Raw genomic sequence first — 18,854 nt, forward strand, 5'->3', positions numbered from 1 at the left:
TTCAACCTGCCCATGGGTAGATCACAGGGTTTCGCGTCTAGCGCCACTAACTTTACGCCCTATTCAGACTCGCTTTCGCTTCGGTTACGGATCTTAAATCCTTAGCCTTGCTAGTGACGACTAACTCGTAGGCTCATTATGCAAAAGGCACGCAGTCACTCCTATAAATAGAAGCTCCTACCGCTTGTAAGCGTACGGTTTCAGGTACTATTTCACTCCCCTGTTCGGGGTGCTTTTCACCTTTCCCTCACGGTACTTGTTCGCTATCGGTCTCTCAGGAGTATTTAGCCTTACCGGATGGTCCCGGCAGATTCAGACAGAATTTCTCGTGTTCCGCCCTACTCAGGGTACTGCTAGGATAGTATTTCTTTTCTGTACCGGACTGTCACCGTCTGTGGTAGGCTTTTCCAAAACCTTTCCAGTTCAAAATATTTCTCCATATCGCAGCCCTACAACCCTGACATTGCCGAAACAATATCAGTTTAGGCTGTTCCCAGTTCGCTCGCCACTACTATGGGAATCATTATTATTTTCCTTTCCTCCGGGTACTTAGATGTTTCAGTTCCCCGGGTTAGCCCCCTTGCGGGTACCCTTGCGGGTGGGTTGCCCCATTCGGAAATCTTCGGATCGATTCATATTTGCTAATCCCCGAAGCTTATCGCAGCTTGTCACGTCCTTCTTCGCCTCTGAGAGCCTAGGCATCCTCCGTACGCCCTTAGTAACTTTCTTTTAGAGAATCCTCGTATTGATTCAATTGTATCTCTGTAAAATTGTCGTCTCTATCTTGTGATTTGATTTGACTCTCGATAATTACATTGTAATTATCAAAATTATTTTTTTCCCAACATGCCAAAGAACTTTTTAACCTCCTGAAAGTTGTCTCAGTAACTCGTACCAAGTACATTTTCCCGGTGTTAACCGTAGATAACCAGGGAATCGAACCCCAATCAAGGCGCCAGCCTTATCTCGTGACAGCCGCAAGTTGTACATCCCTGTACTTTTATATAAACTTGTTCTGTCTTTCAGTATTTCAATTTTTTTTGAACGTTTGCCATTTTCATGGTCTTTCTTCTTTTTCGACTTCCAACCTTATCGGTCTTCTGTCTTTCAACTTTTCAGTCTCTCGTGGAGAATAAGGGAGTCGAACCCTTGACCTCTAGAATGCAAATCTAGCGCTCTAGCCAACTGAGCTAATCCCCGGGCTTTTGAAGATTAGAATGTTGGAGTTTTGAAGATTTGAATGATTTGTGTTTTCACATTTTCTCATTCAGCTATTCTCATATTCCATTATTCCAATATTCCAGTAGTCCCGCCCAGACTTGAACTGGGGACCCCTACATTATCAGTGTAGTACTCTAACCAGCTGAGCTACGGGACTGTTTTACTAAACTCAAGCTCAGAGCTTGTAGCTTTTAGCGCAGCCCCCGCTTGTAACTCTAGTGTAATATTATAAAAAAAAGCAAGGACAACCGTTGTCAATCTCTTCATAGATCACAGTAAACCTGTGCTCCAGAAAGGAGGTGTTCCAGCCACACCTTCCGGTACGGCTACCTTGTTACGACTTAACCCCAGTTACCAGTTTTACCCTAGGACGCTCCTTGCGGTCACATACTTCAGGTACCCCCAGCTTCCATGGTTTGACGGGCGGTGTGTACAAGGCCCGGGAACGTATTCACCGGATCATGGCTGATATCCGATTACTAGCGAATCCAACTTCATGGAGTCGGGTTGCAGACTCCAATCCGAACTGGGATCGGCTTTAGGGATTGGCATCCAGTTGCCTGGTAGCTGCCCTTTGTACCGACCATTGTAACACGTGTGTAGCCCTGGACATAAGGGCCGTGCTGATTTGACGTCATCCCCACCTTCCTCTCACCTTACGGTGGCAGTCTCGCTAGAGTCCTCAGCATTACCTGCTAGCAACTAACGATAGGGGTTGCGCTCGTTATGGGACTTAACCCGACACCTCACGGCACGAGCTGACGACAACCATGCAGCACCTTGTAAACAGCCCCGAAGGGAAAAAGTATTTCTACCTTATGCAGTCTACATTTAAGCCCAGGTAAGGTTCCTCGCGTATCATCGAATTAAACCACATGTTCCTCCGCTTGTGCGGGCCCCCGTCAATTCCTTTGAGTTTCAACCTTGCGATCGTACTCCCCAGGTGGATCACTTAATGCTTTCGCTCAGCCGCCTACAGTGTATCGCAGACAGCGAGTGATCATCGTTTACGGCGTGGACTACCAGGGTATCTAATCCTGTTCGCTCCCCACGCTTTCGTGCCTCAGCGTCAATCGTAGCTTAGTAAGCTGCCTTCGCAATTGGCGTTCTGTGTCATATCTATGCATTTCACCGCTACACAACACATTCCGCCTACCTCAACTACATTCAAGATCTTCAGTATCAATGGCAATTTTACCGTTAAGCGGCAAGATTTCACCACTGACTTAAAGATCCGCCTGCGCACCCTTTAAACCCAATAAATCCGGATAACGCTTGGACCCTCCGTATTACCGCGGCTGCTGGCACGGAGTTAGCCGGTCCTTATTCATTTGCTACCGTCAATACGCTACACGTAGCGTCCTTTCTTGGCAAACAAAAGCAGTTTACAACCCATAGGGCCGTCATCCTGCACGCGGGATGGCTGGTTCAGGCTTGCGCCCATTGACCAATATTCCTCACTGCTGCCTCCCGTAGGAGTCTGGTCCGTGTCTCAGTACCAGTGTGGGGGATAATCCTCTCAGAACCCCTAATGATCGTTGCCTTGGTGAGCCTTTACCTCGCCAACTAGCTAATCATACGCATGCCCATCTTGTACCGCCGAAACTTTAATCACAATAACATGCGAAATTGTGATACTATGAGATATTAATCCACGTTTCCATGGGCTATCTCTCTGTACAAGGAAGGTTGCATACGCGTTACGCACCCGTGCGCCGGTCGTCAGCTGGTGCAAGCACCACTGTTACCCCTCGACTTGCATGTGTTAGGCCTCCCGCTAGCGTTCATCCTGAGCCAGGATCAAACTCTCCGTTGTAAATATAAAAAGTTTAATATCTTTCGCTCCAGGTTTACTTATCTCTCAGAAATCAACAAAGTTGTTTTAAATTAACCTTGCTTTTTTTATGCTTCAAAATTTTAAAGAACTCGCGTAAAAAAACCAGCATCTTAATTATTACCTCGCAATGCCGGCCATTTACTTTTCTATTATATCTTACTGGCTTTCTCTTCTCCTCTTAATCTCTCTCGTTTGCCAGAACTCATTTCCCTTTTAACGGGGCGACAAAGGTAACTACTTTTTCAAAACCTCCAAAACTTTTTTAGCTTTTTTTGAAACTTTATTTCTAATGCTCCATGCGGCTTTGACGTGATTTCTACAACCATTTTACCGGCCGTTTTGTTCACTCGTTTTTACTCTCATTATGTCGCCTGAACGTTGCTTCGTTTTAAAAGCGGGTGCAAAGGTAATTGCTTTTCTGAATCCTCCAAAACATTTTTTCATTTTTTTGAAATTTTATTTTGAAGTCTTTTGCGGTCGATCACTTGAATTTTAACAGCTCGTTTGCCGTCTCACCCAAACTCTCTTCCTTTCATCATTTTCCCTTTGAACGTCGCTATCTGTTAAAGCGGCTGCAAAGGTAAATCTATTTTTGTCTCTGCCAAATACTTTTTTAAGTTTTTTAGAAACTTTTTTGCCGAACCGATTTACCGCTGTAAAGACCGAAATCCTTACTCCTTCCACCTGCTCTCCTTTGCCGTCCTATATCCCATCTTTTCTATGAACTCGCTTCTCTTAAAGCGGCTGCAAAAGTAATCAAGGTTTTTAATCTTCCAAACTTTTACCTCGCTTTTGTGCATCTTTTTTTCGTCTTTTTGCTAATCAATTGAAATTCAGAAGCCATCAAATTTCAAAAAAAATAGAGACGGATAAACTGATACGAGAAGGACAGTGAAGAGTTACACTTCTCGCCCTAATAATTGGAGTAAAATTGACACCTCTATAAGAAGCAAAGAAGCCCCGGGAAATCTATTCCAGGGCTTTAATACATTATAATAATACTTCTGCTATTTCAGGAAAAGCTCAATTACCGGTATCTCAACATTCGGTTTATTTACGGGTAACTGCAGATTAATATCGTTTTCAGCCTGTTCTTGTTCTACCCAATGCCCGTATGGTTTCCCCATTTTGATTTCGGATGCATCGTGCAAAAACTGCGCATATTTCACTTTATCGCCATAACCGCGCATCAGAAAATTCCTCATTGGATAATCCAACAGGTGCACATACAAACGGTTTGTTTCAGGATTGTATGTTAATAATGTGTTATCCGGCGCTTCAAATTCATCGGGCGCCTGGGTACAATTATATATAGACCTGTCGTTGTATTTCATCCACTCCCCCATTTCAGCGAGTGCTTTATCGGCCCGCTCATCAAAAGTGCCGCGTGCTGTTGGCCCTACATTTAATAACAAGTTACCTCCTTTACTCACCGATTCTATTAATAATACAAGCAACTGCTTATTGTCTTTCCAGGTATGTTCGTCGCGGTAATATCCCCACGAACCGGAAAAAGTCTGACAGGTTTCCCAGGGAATACGCACGCCGTTTTCTTCGGGCCACTTATCTACCTTAAACTGTTCGGGTGTTGTAAAATCCCATCCGCCCCAATAATCTTTCAAGTCGGCACGATCATTTACAATAATACCCGGTTGCAATTCACGAACTAATTTCATTAATTCAACCGATCCCCAGTCCTCTCTTCCTTTGCCAAATTCTCCGGGGAACGAATAATCCAGCCAAAGAATATCGATCTTACCGTAATTGGTTAGTATCTCACGCACCTGGTTTTTCAAATATTCACGATAAATACTCATGTCGCGATCTTTGTTCAGCTCATCATATTCCTCTTGTGTAGCTGCACTCTGCGGATGCACCCGATCGATCGTATATTCAGGATGATGCCAGTCGATTAAGGAATAATAAAAACCAATTCCCAAACCTTCGGCACGAAAAGCGTCCACCCATTCTTTTATAATGTCTTTTCCGTAGGGCGTATTCATTATATTATAATCGGTATATTTTGACGCAAACATGTTAAAACCCTCGTGATGTTTGGTTGTAATAACCGCATATTTCATCCCGGCAGCTTTTGCCTTTTTTGCCCATTCGGCAGGATCAAAGAGATCGGGATTGAAAATTTCGAAGTATTTTTGGTAGTCTTCATCAGAAATCCGCTCTCTTTTCTTCACCCATTCGTGACGTGCAGCCTGCGCATACAATCCCCAGTGAATAAACATACCGAAGCGTGCATCGGTCCACCATTTCATTCGCTCTACTTTTTCCTCCTGAGTTTCGTCCCAAATTTTCTTTTGCGAGAATGCCGGTTGAAATCCAATAAGCATTATCATGATCATCAAAATTGTCCGTTTCATATTAATAGGTTTAGTTTATATATATTATTGTGTAGTGACATCGAATTCTGCAATTCCTAATTTGCCATTTTCTTCGGCCGGCGAAACAGCTGTAAATTTTATATAGCGAGCAGCAACCGGATCAAAACTTTTTGTTTGCCAAACCGGACTGTTTCGAATATTCGAAAACTCACCTTCTGAAACCGGTTGTTTCCAGTTTTTGCCGTCGGAACTTAAATACAACTTGTAATTAAAGATAATACCGGGATCAAATCGTTGCTGATCGGGCAAGTATTTAAAACCTTTAATTGTCAAGCTTTCTCCAAGATCGACAACAAAATCAACCGGTGCTTTTTCATCAACTGTAAATGCTGTCTTTTCATTGCCATCGAAAATCAAATTCGCCCTTTCAGCATTTTCATATTTTCCAACTAATTTCCATTTTGTTTTTGGCACGTCAAAATCAACGACAGAAACTGTACTTGTTTTGTTCTCATTCGGATCAACAACAATAGCTTTAACGGTTGCCTTTTGAGACAACTCAAAAGGTTCATTATATTTTACATCCGGGCTCGAACCATCTATCGTATAATATATATCGAGTCCACTATCAAACGCCTCTATACTAACAACACCATCTTTCGATCTTGAAATTTTGGGCTCAACAATAACTTTTGGTGCATGATAAATACCGATTTTTGTAATTACCGGACAAGCTTTTGAATCCTCCACTGAAAATCTCACTTTTGAGGCTGTGGTTTCAGGCAGCCGAAGAATCCGTTTTCTACCAATAGTAGTTTGAGAATCGATCTGCTTCCACTTATTATTAATATATGCCTCCACTGAAAATTTCTTTACCCGCTGCCCTAAACGAATATCTTCCTTAACCAGAAAACGATTAAATGTTGTTTCTTCTCCTAAATCAATAGTCAATGAAGCTTGAACAACACCATCGTCGGTTGCCCAGTAGGTATCCGGATCGTCATCAATTACATTTAGTGCATTGAACTTTTTTGAATTACCTCGTACATTTGATGCTTCTGCCGTTCTAACGGCTGCAAGATCGTGTGCCAAGTCAGCCTTCACTGCTTCGGCCAGTTTAAGTATCTGCTCTTCGTCTTTTTCATGAATCAATCCCCGCGTATCAACCGGAAAGTTGATAAGCAACGATCCATTTCTACCTATACTATTATAATATATGTCGAGCAGCTGAGGTAAGGTTTTCACTTTGTGATCTTCGTATGGATGATAATACCAACCCGGACGAATGGAAACATCAGCCTCGGCAGGCACCCAGTGAGTTCCATTCTCCTGCCCCTTACTGTATTTTTTTGAATATTCGGGCATGCCACCGTAAATTTCATCTCTCATTAAATTCGACCAGGTTGTTGGATAAGCATAGCCATGTTCATTTCCTACCCATCTCACATCGGGGCCTGCATCGGAAAAGATTACAGCACCAGGCTGCAATTCTCGAATAATTTTATACGTGTTATCCCAATCGTAATAAGTAAGTTTATCTACTCGGCGCTCTTCGTTTGCACCACCATAATACCCGGTTCCACCGTTGGCTCCATCAAACCAAACCTCGAAAACGTCACCATAATTTGACATCAATTCACGCAACTGTGCTCTGAAAATGTCAATGTACTCATCATTACCATATTCCGGATTATTACGATCCCACGGCGACAGATAAAGTCCCAACTTCAGATCGTATTCTTCGCAGGCATCAGCTAGTTCACGCACCACATCTCCTTCTCCATTCTTCCATGGCGAATTTATTACCGAGTGTTCCGTTGTTGCTGTCGGCCACAAACAAAACCCATCATGATGCTTGGCAGTAAGAATAATGCCTTTCATTCCAGCCTCTTTACAAATTCGTGCCCATTGTCGACAATCAAGTTCGGAAGGATTAAACAATTCCGGACTTTCGTCGCCAAATCCCCACTCCATATTAGAAAAGGTATTCATATTAAAATGAATAAACGCATAATATTCCATGTCGTTCCAGGCCAACTGCCGTTCGGAAGGAACGGGCAGCACCGGCTCCGGAGGAGCAACATTACTGCACGAAACAGCAATTAACAGCAAAACCAGCCAAAATAATCTGTTGATCATCGATTTTAGATTTTAATTTTTTTATAAACTTCGTAAATCATTAGTGTCCACTAAAAATTAAACAACGTTCTTTGAAACAATTGTAAATCTATACTTTACGCGGCTTTTTTGAGCGTGACGATTTGAATCAGTTAAGTTCGTGGATTTTAATTATCACATGAACACCGGAAAATACGTTTTCGCTCAACTAATAGGTTTTTTACCACAAAGGGTATTCGATAAATTTGTTACCAACTATTCCGGCAACAAGTATGTAAGGCACTTTACCTGCTGGAACCAGTTGCTTTGTATGATTTTCGGTCAACTGACCAATCGTGATAGTTTGCGCGATTTGATAGTTATTATTCATGCTCACCGAAGCAAAGCTTATCATCTTGGTTTTGGGAAATCAGTAACAAGAAGCAACCTGGCCAAAGCTAACGAAAAGCGCAATTACAGAATCTTTGAAGATTTTGCTTATTACATGATTGACTTGGCCAGAAAAAAGCTTGCTAACGATGATTTTGAAATAAAAGGAAAAATTTATGCTTTCGATTCTTCAACCATCGATTTGTGTTTAAGCGTTTTCTGGTGGGCGAGTTTTCGTAAAACAAAAGGAGGTATAAAGCTCCACACGCTTTACGATATTACCACGCAAATACCAGCATTTATACACATTACGGCAGCTTCGGTTCACGATGTCAATGTAATGGATGTTATTCCATACGAAACAGGAGCATATTACATTTTCGACCGTGGGTATGTTGACTTTGAACGCCTTTATCGGATAACAACACTTTCTGCATTTTTTGTAGTAAGGGCAAAAGCAAACCTGAAGTTTAACAGGATGTATTCGAATAAAGTCGATAGACAATCAGGTCTGATTTGCGATCAGATTGGAAAATTGTCTGGTTTCTATGTCTCAAAAGATTATCCTGATAAATTACGGAGAATCAAATTCTTTGATGCTGAAAGTAACCGCTACTTCGTTTACTTGACAAACAACATGGAATTGACAGCCGAAGAGATTGTGCTCCTATACAAAAACAGATGGCAGGTTGAATTATTCTTTAAATGGATAAAACAACACCTGAAGATTAAAGCATTCTGGGGTACGTCAGAAAACGCAGTCAGGATACAAATTCATTCAGCGATTATAGCTTACTGTTTAGTTGCCATTGTAGGTAAAGAGTTAAAAATTGAACGCTCAACCTACGAAATATTACAGATTTTAGGAATATCCCTACTGGATAAAACGCCTATAAATGAGCTTCTTACAAATATAGATTACAAAAATGTCAAAGAACTAAATTATAAACAGCTGTCCCTCAATCTATTTTAAGTGGACAGCAATGACAGTAAATATATAATGATTTCTCAACTAAGTGAAAACTTCTGTTTGATGATAGCATAATATACATTCCAGTACCTAAGAACTTATTTAGATATACAATTTTCTATGCTTTACTATTAAGTGCATATTGCTTTCGTATTGCATATTTCTGTGGCAAAGTCTATTTATCTATTAATTTATTGCCCATTTCAAGCCCGGGAAATAAATTTAATATAAAAATACTTACAGGTGTGTATTTTGTCTCTAAGAGAGTTTTGTCCCACCCGGGACATTCTAAGCACAAATCAATAACACTTAATGCACTGTTTTTCTGCATGTTAAAAACATAGGCATATCATTTGCTTACTGTAGAGTACAAGCGTACTAAACATTATTAAAAAGAGATATGGACAACACAAATCACAAATTTAAATTTGCATTTTATAACATTAAGTCATAATTTGCATAAGTAATTTATTGATACTGAAATTTAAAGAAGGTAGGAAATAAGGGGTTATCGAATCTTTCCAAGAATTTCACATCAAATCTTTTTAAAACACAACACACAATATAATAAGCTTATGCTTATTGATTGATGAATCTTCTTATGCGGTGAAATGATATAGTTAATAATCAAAATCTACCGATATGAGAAAGTTTATACCCAATCCGATTTTAACACGAACTCTACTACTGGGGTTGGTGTTTTTGTTTTTAGGAGTAACAAAAGGTTATTCTCAATATCCCCTTGACGGGAATTATGATGTAGCAGAATATGAAGATGGACAATCACTCATAATTAATCCAACAGCATCTGGTACATGTGAAGTTGGAGAAGTATTCGCTGTTGTGAAAGATACAATAGTATTAATCGGATTTCAAAACGGAAATGCAGGCAACGCCATATTCCGCTACTACTTTAATATTGATCCTGACTTTGGACTTGAATACGAAGTTTTTAAAGGAGATACAGTATTTACCAACGGAGCAGATATGGTATTACAACTGCAGGCGAATGACGGATCAACTCTTGAAGTATTCCAGCTGGATTCCGTTACACAAACATGGCAACAAGATGGAAATGGAATTACTGCAATGGTTGGTGATTATGATCCTAGTGACGGAAAATTCATTGAAATAATGATTTCACTTGGAGAGAGTACATTTTATAACGTTTGTGATTTGGAGAATGACGGAGCCATTGATTTAGCAACTTATGTTTCCTTCTCCGGCGGAAGTACTAAGTCCAATCCCTGCTACTTTGAAATAGTTGGATTCACAATTAATCTAAACGGTGCCGTTACATCCGACGAAGAGTTCTGTATTGGGGAAAATACATCACATACCCTATCTTTGTCTGGAGAATGGGATGAAATAGTTCGTTGGGAGTCAAGTACAGACAGCCTTTTATGGAGTCCAATATCAAACACTTCATCTTCATATACAACTCCCTCTAATCTGATAGAAACAACTTATTATCGAGCAATAATAAAAGGATCTTTATGTGATGACATCGAACTAGAATCCTCCACAGCAAAAATCACGCTTGAAGAATGTTGTACCGAAACTGTTTCAGCTTCAGCATTAGATTCTTCAGTATGCGAAGATGAAACCATTTCGTTAAATGCTACTTTTTCCGATGGAACAAACTACAATTCTATTACATGGAATGGTCCAAACGGATTTTCTTCTTTAGCAAAAGACACTACTTTTGATGCATTATCAATAGCTGCTTCCGGTGATTATATCGTTACTGTTTATTATGGTGATGGCTGTGTGGCAGTGGATACAGTTAATGTAATTGTATATGCGTTGCCGACTGCTGTTATTACTCAGTCACATATTGAACTGACTTGCGATACCTCTTCCATTAACCTGGATGCAGCTACCAACGATGCTTCATACTTGTGGAGTACAGGTAGTACTGATCCTGATATCGATGTAACAACAATTGGTGAATACAGCGTGATTGTTACTGATTTGACCAGCGGATGTATGGCTTATGATACGGTAACAATCGGACAGGATGTTAATACACCGACTGCTGTTATTACCCAGTCACATATTGAATTTACTTGCGATACCACTTCGATTAACCTGGATGCAGCTACCAACGATGCTTCATACTTGTGGAGTACAGGTAGTACTGATCCTGATATCGAGGTAACAACAATTGGTGAATACAGCGTGATTGTTACTGATTTGACCAGCGGATGTATGGCTTATGATACGGTAACAATCGGACAGGATGTTAATACACCGACTGCTGTTATTACCCAGTCACATATTGAATTTACTTGCGATACCTCTTCGATTAACCTGGATGCAGCTACCAACGATGCTTCATACTTGTGGAGTACAGGTAGTACTGATCCTGATATCGATGTAACAACAATTGGTGAATACAGCGTGATTGTTACTGATTTGACCAGCGGATGTATGGCTTATGATACGGTAACAATCGGTCAGGATATAAATACACCGACTGCTGTTATTACCCAGTCACATATTGAATTTACTTGCGATACCTCTTCCATTAACCTGGATGCAGCTACCAACGATGCTTCATACTTGTGGAGTACAGGTAGTACTGATCCTGATATCGATGTAACAACAATTGGTGAATACAGCGTGATTGTTACTGATTTGACCAGCGGATGTATGGCTTATGATACGGTAACAATCGGTCAGGATATAAATACACCGACTGCTGTTATTACTCAGTCACATATTGAACTGACTTGCGATACCACTTCGATTAACCTGGATGCAGCTACCAACGATGCTTCATACTTGTGGAGTACAGGTAGTACTGATCCTGATATCGATGTAACAACAATTGGTGAATACAGCGTGATTGTTACTGATTTGACCAGCGGATGTATGGCTTATGATACGGTAACAATCGGTCAGGATATAAATACACCGACTGCTGTTATTACTCAGTCACATATTGAACTGACTTGCGATACCTCTTCCATTAACCTGGATGCAGCTACCAACGATGCTTCATACTTGTGGAGTACAGGTAGTACTGATCCTGATATCGATGTAACAACAATTGGTGAATACAGCGTGATTGTTACTGATTTGACCAGCGGATGTATGGCTTACGATACGGTAACAATCGGACAGGATGTTAATACACCGACTGCTGTTATTACCCAGTCACATATTGAACTGACTTGCGATACCTCTTCCATTAACCTGGATGCAGCTACCAACGATGCTTCATACTTGTGGAGTACAGGTAGTACTGATCCTGATATCGAGGTAACAACAATTGGTGAATACAGCGTGATTGTTACTGATTTGACCAGCGGATGTATGGCTTATGATACGGTAACAATCGGTCAGGATATAAATACACCGACTGCTGTTATTACTCAGTCACATATTGAATTTACTTGCGATACCACTTCGATTAACCTGGATGCAGCTACCAACGATGCTTCATACTTGTGGAGTACAGGTAGTACTGATCCTGATATCGAGGTAACAACAATTGGTGAATACAGCGTGATTGTTACTGATTTGACCAGCGGATGTATGGCTTACGATACGGTAACAATCGGTCAGGATATAAATACACCGACTGCTGTTATTACTCAGTCACATATTGAATTTACTTGCGATACCACTTCGATTAACCTGGATGCAGCTACCAACGATGCTTCATACTTGTGGAGTACAGGTAGTACTGATCCTGATATCGAGGTAACAACAATTGGTGAATACAGCGTGATTGTTACTGATTTGACCAGCGGATGTATGGCTTATGATACGGTAACAATCGGTCAGGATATAAATACACCGACTGCTGTTATTACTCAGTCACATATTGAATTTACTTGCGATACCACTTCGATTAACCTGGATGCAGCTACCAACGATGCTTCATACTTGTGGAGTACAGGTAGTACTGATCCTGATATCGAGGTAACAACAATTGGTGAATACAGCGTGATTGTTACTGATTTGACCAGCGGATGTATGGCTTACGATACGGTAACAATCGGTCAGGATATAAATACACCGACTGCTGTTATTACTCAGTCACATATTGAATTTACTTGCGATACCACTTCGATTAACCTGGATGCAGCTACCAACGATGCTTCATACTTGTGGAGTACAGGTAGTACTGATCCTGATATCGAGGTAACAACAATTGGTGAATACAGCGTGATTGTTACTGATTTGACCAGCGGATGTATGGCTTACGATACGGTAACAATCGGTCAGGATATAAATACACCGACTGCTGTTATTACTCAGTCACATATTGAATTTACTTGCGATACCTCTTCCATTAACCTGGATGCAGCTACCAACGATGCTTCATACTTGTGGAGTACAGGTAGTACTGATCCTGATATCGATGTAACAACAATTGGTGAATACAGCGTGATTGTTACTGATTTGACCAGCGGATGTATGGCTTATGATACGGTAACAATCGGTCAGGATATAAATACACCGACTGCTGTTATTACTCAGTCACATATTGAATTTACTTGCGATACCACTTCGATTAACCTGGATGCAGCTACCAACGATGCTTCATACTTGTGGAGTACAGGTAGTACTGATCCTGATATCGATGTAACAACAATTGGTGAATACAGCGTGATTGTTACTGATTTGACCAGCGGATGTATGGCTTATGATACGGTAACAATCGGTCAGGATATAAATACACCGACTGCTGTTATTACTCAGTCACATATTGAACTGACTTGCGATACCACTTCGATTAACCTGGATGCAGCTACCAACGATGCTTCATACTTGTGGAGTACAGGTAGTACTGATCCTGATATCGATGTAACAACAATTGGTGAATACAGCGTGATTGTTACTGATTTGACCAGCGGATGTATGGCTTATGATACGGTAACAATCGGTCAGGATATAAATACACCGACTGCTGTTATTACTCAGTCACATATTGAATTTACTTGCGATACCTCTTCCATTAACCTGGATGCAGCTACCAACGATGCTTCATACTTGTGGAGTACAGGTAGTACTGATCCTGATATCGATGTAACAACAATTGGTGAATACAGCGTGATTGTTACTGATTTGACCAGCGGATGTATGGCTTACGATACGGTAACAATCGGTCAGGATATAAATACACCGACTGCTGTTATTACTCAGTCACATATTGAATTTACTTGCGATACCTCTTCGATTAACCTGGATGCAGCTACCAACGATGCTTCATACTTGTGGAGTACAGGTAGTACTGATCCTGATATCGATGTAACAACAATTGGTGAATACAGCGTGATTGTTACTGATTTGACCAGCGGATGTATGGCTTATGATACGGTAACAATCGGTCAGGATATAAATACACCGACTGCTGTTATTACTCAGTCACATATTGAACTGACTTGCGATACCTCTTCCATTAACCTGGATGCAGCTACCAACGATGCTTCATACTTGTGGAGTACAGGTAGTACTGATCCTGATATCGATGTAACAACAATTGGTGAATACAGCGTGATTGTTACTGATTTGACCAGCGGATGTATGGCTTACGATACGGTAACAATCGGACAGGATGTTAATACACCGACTGCTGTTATTACCCAGTCACATATTGAATTTACTTGCGATACCTCTTCCATTAACCTGGATGCAGCTACCAACGATGCTTCATACTTGTGGAGTACAGGTAGTACTGATCCTGATATCGATGTAACAACAATTGGTGAATACAGCGTGATTGTTACTGATTTGACCAGCGGATGTATGGCTTATGATACGGTAACAATCGGTCAGGATGTTAATACACCGACTGCTGTTATTATAGGCAGTCTTGAAATCTGCTCAAATGAACAAACAATCTTAGATGCAAGTTCTTCTATAACCCAGGAATCGGCGATATATGCTTGGTTCAAAGACAATAGTCTTTTAGCAGGACAAATAGGTGACACTCTAGTTGTAACAGAATCTGGTGATTATACTGTAGAAATTACTGATAGTAGAAATGGATGTACAAATACAGATACTGTAACTGTAAAAGTTAACGAATTACCAATTCTTGAAGAGCTTATCGCAGATGTGGAAGAATGTGATTCGTATGAATTGCCTGAGCTTCCTGAAGGATTTGCATATTATGCACAATCAATGGGTGTTGAGCCGGTTTCAGGTCCGATTACTGAAGATTCTACAATCTACGTATTCGCTGCTACCGGTACTGACAACTTATGCTGGGCAGAAGATACTTTCAACGTAGTAATAAATACGACTCCATCTATCAAGCCTTTAGCAGATGTGGAAGAATGTGATTCGTATGAATTACCTGAGCTTCCTGATGGTTTTGCATATTATGCACAATCAATGGGTGTTGAACCGGTTTCTGGTACAATTACTGAAGATTCTACAATCTTTGTTTTCGCTGCTACTGGTACTGACAACTTATGCTGGACAGAAGATACTTTCAACGTAAGTATTTTAAAAAGCACTGAAGCAACTATCGATACTACTGTTTGTGACGAACTGGTAATCAACGGTGAGACATTTACATCTAATGATACTTATATTCAGAACTTAACTAATGCAGCAGGTTGCGACAGCACACTGACAATTAACCTGACCGTATTGGAAAGTACTTCCAGCAGAGTTGAAGTTGCCGAATGCGATTCATACACATGGAACGGAACCACTTACAACGAAAGCGGTACTTATACATTCGAAACAACAAATGCTGCCGGTTGTGATTCTGTTGCAACGCTGGTATTAACCATACTTGAAAGTGGAGAACAAACCATTACAAGAACGGAATGTAACAGTTATACATTTAACGGAACTACATACAACGAAAGTGGAACATACACCATTATCACTGAAAATAACAATGGATGTACACTTACAACTACATTAAATCTAACAATTCTTGAAACTACTTACGGTACAGATACACAAACGGTTTGTAAAGAGTTCACCTGGATTGACGGTAACACTTATACTGAAAACAACAACACTGCAACTTACACCATAGAAAACGCTGCAGGTTGTGATTCGATTGTTACATTAAATCTGACAATTCTTGATCCGATTGAGTTAACCAGCGAAGCAAGCGACTTAACAGTTGAATGCGACGGACTGGGTAATACTGCTGAGTTCGAGAATTGGCTACTTTCAAATGGTGCTACAGGAACTGCCGACGTTGGAGTTGGAGACATCACCTGGAGCAACGATTATGAAGGTTTAACTTCAGGTTGTGGTAACACAGGCGAAACAACAGTTACATTTACCGCAATGGACGAATGTGGGAACACTGTTTCAACAACAGCTACATTTAGAATTGAAGATACTACCGCTCCTGATGTAATCTGTAACGATATAACCGTTCAGTTAGACGCCAACGGCGTGGCATCTATTTCTGTTGACGATATCGACGGTGGAACAACTGACAACTGCGGTGGTATCGACACTATATTTATCAGTCAGGAAAACTTCTACTGTGAAAACCTTGGTGAAAACGTAGTAACATTAACTGCAATTGACGAGTGTGGAAATGTTTCAACCTGTACAGCTACAGTAACTGTTGAACAAGGAGAATACGATTGTGGTGTTCAACCATTCAACGCAAATGATGATATACTCACCTTGATTTACTGCCCGGGCGGTACAGTTTCAGGTAGCATTGACTTATTTGCCAACGATGAAGGGTTTACCCGCGAAAATGTAAGTTTCAACATACTTACTGACCTGCCGGATGGCGTAAGTGTTACCGATGGCGAATTACTTTACGTGAACGAAGCAGCAAATGAAGCTGTTCTTACTTTCACTTATTCAGTTTGCCATACCGTTAATACTGAAAACTGCGACACGGCAGAGGTAACAATCCACGTTCTTTTAGATACAGACTGCGACGGTATTCCTAATAGGGATGACATCGACGATGACGATGATGGTATTTTAGATATTATCGAAGAAGAAAATGCATTAAATCAAACAACTCTGGATTCTGATGGCGACGGTATTGTTGACCGTTTGGATATAGATTCTGATAATGACGGAATTCCTGATAATATCGAGTGGCAACAGAACATCGAAGAAGGTATTCTATACGGTTCTTACTCTTATGGTACTGATATGGGATACGATTATTACCCGCCACTGGGTACCGATGAAAACAGCGATGGTTGGGACGACCGATACGATAGAGATGGTTTCACTTACGAACCTGTCGATATGGATGGCGACGGAACACCAGACTACCTTGATATAGACTCGGATGGCGATGGACTTGAAGACTGGATAGAAGGTTGGGATGCTGCTCCGCACGATACAATTGCCGATACAGATATTGGCGCTACTGATTCTGACGGTGATGGTTTATTCGACAATTACGACTCGTACGACACCAGCGAAGAATGGTTGCACGGATTAAATGCAATTGGTTCGTTTGCTCCGCTACAGGATATGGCCGCTGATACTGCCAATAACATCCGCGACTGGAGAGATGTTATCGAACCTTCTGAGCAAACTCCGGAACCATTGGCTAGTTTCCCATATATCCCTGACGGATTCTCACCAAATCAGGATAGTTATAATGATTACTTCCAAATTGTAATGCGAGATGAAGCCGGAACTACTTTCGATAATTTTGGTGAAGCATTCCCTGATGCAAAAATAGAAATCTATAACCGCTGGGGGAATCGAATATATCAAAAGGCTAATTATGGAAACTATAATGAATGGGGAACCACAGAAGCGTGGTGGGACGGAACATCGATGCACGATATGCAGATTGGCAACGACAAACTGCCAACAGCTACTTACTTCTACATTCTCTACCTGAATAATGGAAGTGAACCAATTACAGGATCAATATTCCTAAATAATTAATTGATTGATAATTAATGAATGTTAAATCTGAAAAAATTAAAATGATGAAAGCAAAATTAAATATAATCAAAGGTTTAGGGATTCTGGCAATAGTAGTAGCTGCATTTACCTCAAATGCCCAGCAAGACCCAATGTATACACAATACATGTTCAATACTCAAACCATTAACCCGGCTTATGCCGGTACATGGGAATCGGTAGGATTTATGGCGCTTGGCCGCCACCAGTGGACCGGATGGGACGGTGCTCCCGAAACATATACATTTACATTTCAGGCACCACTAAAGAATGAGCGTGTTGCTCTGGGGCTTGACCTGATCAGCGATAAAGTGGGATTGGAAAAACGATTCTATATGTTTGCCGACTATTCCTACCTGGTGCCGATTAGTGAGAAAACGAATCTGCGATTGGGGCTAAAAGGTGGGTTTACCAATTATTCAAATAATTTAAATGAATATGGTACTGTTGATCCGGGTGATCCTAACTTTGTTGGAGAAATAAAAAATGCCTTCAAACCTAATTTCGGAGTTGGTGCTTTCTTATACAGTAAAAGAGCTTTTGTTGGATTTTCGATTCCAAAACTGGTAAGTACCAAATTCGAAAACGACATGGAAACGTTTTCGGTAGAAGGCGAATTGAGACATTACTTCCTGATTGCAGGAGCGGTATTCGACCTTGGTGAGAACTTAAAGTTTAAACCTACTGCTTTTACAAAAGCCTCGTTTACTTCTGAAACCGGAACTCCTGTTCAGTTCGACCTAACAGGAAACTTCCTGATTAAAGAAAGACTGTGGTTAGGAGCCATGTGGCGATCGGGCGATTCTTACGGATTTATTGCGCAGTTCCTTTTTGCCGATAAACTTCGATTGGGCTATGCCATTGATTTTTCAACATCAAACCTGAAAAATTACAACAATGGGACTCACGAAGTAATGATCTCTTACGAGTTAAGATTTAAGAAAGAAAAAGTTGTATCGCCTAGATACTTCTAGAAAAATATTTTGATGTTGTGTTTAAAACCCGAGTCGCAACTTTCTTTGTTGTGGCTTGGGTTTTGTTTTTTTATGATCTTCAACCAAATCATCAATAAAACAATATGCACGAAAGATACATAGTTTTTAAATTTCGAATG

Annotated in this window: 5 protein-coding genes, 2 tRNA genes and 2 rRNA genes (1 of these 9 running past the window's edge); 3 read left to right on the forward strand and 6 right to left on the reverse strand. The window is 40.7% G+C overall.

Annotated features, from left to right (window positions below):
• From G0Q07_RS14740 to G0Q07_RS14765, 6 genes are all read right to left on the reverse strand, one after another.
• Positions 1-729: ribosomal RNA gene (locus G0Q07_RS14740) — 23S ribosomal RNA — on the reverse strand (it extends 2,069 nt beyond the left edge of the window).
• Positions 730-1,126: 397 nt separating this feature from the next.
• Positions 1,127-1,199 (reverse strand) — tRNA-Ala (locus G0Q07_RS14745).
• Positions 1,200-1,304: 105 nt separating this feature from the next.
• Positions 1,305-1,378 (reverse strand) — tRNA-Ile (locus G0Q07_RS14750).
• 135 nt (positions 1,379-1,513) lie between these two features.
• A 16S ribosomal RNA gene (locus G0Q07_RS14755) occupies positions 1,514-3,037 on the reverse strand.
• Together the 16S and 23S rRNA genes with 2 tRNA genes alongside form the textbook arrangement of a ribosomal RNA operon.
• Positions 3,038-4,065: 1,028 nt before the next feature.
• Positions 4,066-5,433, reverse strand: a complete 1,368-nt coding sequence (locus tag G0Q07_RS14760) for an alpha-L-fucosidase (protein WP_163347498.1) — start codon at positions 5,431-5,433, stop codon at positions 4,066-4,068.
• Positions 5,434-5,457: 24 nt separating this feature from the next.
• Positions 5,458-7,533 (reverse strand): alpha-L-fucosidase, encoded by a 2,076-nt coding sequence (locus G0Q07_RS14765; RefSeq protein WP_163347501.1) that lies wholly within the window; start codon positions 7,531-7,533, stop codon positions 5,458-5,460.
• Between the two features lie 157 nt (positions 7,534-7,690).
• On the opposite strand from G0Q07_RS14765, the gene G0Q07_RS14770 reads away from it, so the two are divergent.
• The 3 genes from G0Q07_RS14770 (at position 7,691) to G0Q07_RS14780 (ending at position 18,714) form a co-directional block, all read left to right on the forward strand.
• Positions 7,691-8,854: an IS4 family transposase gene (locus G0Q07_RS14770; RefSeq protein WP_163348876.1), complete on the forward strand. Its 1,164-nt coding sequence runs from the start codon at positions 7,691-7,693 to the stop codon at positions 8,852-8,854.
• Between the two features lie 639 nt (positions 8,855-9,493).
• Positions 9,494-17,722: a gliding motility-associated C-terminal domain-containing protein gene (locus G0Q07_RS14775; protein WP_163347503.1), complete on the forward strand. Its 8,229-nt coding sequence runs from the start codon at positions 9,494-9,496 to the stop codon at positions 17,720-17,722.
• Between the two features lie 41 nt (positions 17,723-17,763).
• A complete protein-coding gene (locus G0Q07_RS14780; RefSeq protein WP_163347505.1) occupies positions 17,764-18,714 on the forward strand; it encodes a PorP/SprF family type IX secretion system membrane protein in 951 nt (316 codons plus the stop codon).
• Positions 18,715-18,854 lie beyond the last annotated feature (140 nt).

Source organism: Draconibacterium halophilum, from assembly GCF_010448835.1.
Classification (GTDB): Bacteria; Bacteroidota; Bacteroidia; order Bacteroidales; family Prolixibacteraceae; genus Draconibacterium; species Draconibacterium halophilum.

Excerpts from the sequence above, each read along its gene's own strand:
- G0Q07_RS14760 (WP_163347498.1), bottom strand. The coding sequence starts at position 5,433 with ATGAAACGGACAATTTTGATGATCATGATAATGCTTATTGGATTTCAA.
- G0Q07_RS14765 (WP_163347501.1), bottom strand. The coding sequence starts at position 7,533 with ATGATCAACAGATTATTTTGGCTGGTTTTGCTGTTAATTGCTGTTTCG.
- G0Q07_RS14770 (WP_163348876.1), top strand. The coding sequence starts at position 7,691 with ATGAACACCGGAAAATACGTTTTCGCTCAACTAATAGGTTTTTTACCA.
- G0Q07_RS14775 (WP_163347503.1), top strand. The coding sequence starts at position 9,494 with ATGAGAAAGTTTATACCCAATCCGATTTTAACACGAACTCTACTACTG.
- G0Q07_RS14780 (WP_163347505.1), top strand. The coding sequence starts at position 17,764 with ATGATGAAAGCAAAATTAAATATAATCAAAGGTTTAGGGATTCTGGCA.